The sequence below is a fragment of the Candidatus Hydrogenedentota bacterium genome, assembly GCA_016791475.1.
Classification (GTDB): domain Bacteria; phylum Hydrogenedentota; class Hydrogenedentia; order Hydrogenedentales; family JAEUWI01; genus JAEUWI01.
On sequence record JAEUWI010000487.1, the window covers coordinates 1 to 513 of the forward strand.

The window sequence follows — 513 nt, forward strand, 5'->3', positions numbered from 1 at the left end:
CAGTAGCTGGGCTGGCAATTCCCCGGCTTGGAGGCAAAAAACTGGAGCTTCCCGTCGGGATCGAAGGGCGTGCCGGCGCGCCGGACCAGTTCCGGCTTGTAGTCGAAGGTATCGACATGGCTCAGCCCGCCGGGGCAGAAGATCTGGATGACCCGCTTCGCCCGCGCCGGATGGGGCGCCGGCCGGGCCGCCAGGGGATCGATGGCTTGAGCGGCGCGGGCCTCGCGACCCAGCATTGCCGTCAGCGCGACGCCTCCGAGCCCCCCGCCGGCATGGGTGAGGTAGTCGCGTCGCGAGAGCGGCGAACGATCGGAGCCGGAGCAGCGTTTCATGGCGGGGTTTCGTTGAAAAGCGGGTCAGCGCACCTGCTCGCGGATTGCGGGGGTGAGGAGTTCGGCCACCAGGGCATGGCCGCGATCGTTGGGGTGCATCCCGTCGAGGAGCAGATCGTTGAATGAGGCGTCCGGCTTGGCGGCGTGGGCCTCCCAGGCGGCGCGGACATCGACCAGACCC

2 protein-coding genes are annotated in these 513 nt (G+C 69.2%); both read right to left on the reverse strand.

Going from position 1 to position 513, the window contains the following annotated elements; all coding sequences use genetic code 11:
* Nucleotides 1-332: DUF1501 domain-containing protein (locus JNK74_30390; protein MBL7650478.1), on the reverse strand; the 332-nt coding region annotated here is incomplete at its 3' end.
* 24 nt (nucleotides 333-356) lie between these two features.
* Nucleotides 357-513: hypothetical protein (locus JNK74_30395; protein MBL7650479.1), on the reverse strand; the 157-nt coding region annotated here is incomplete at its 5' end.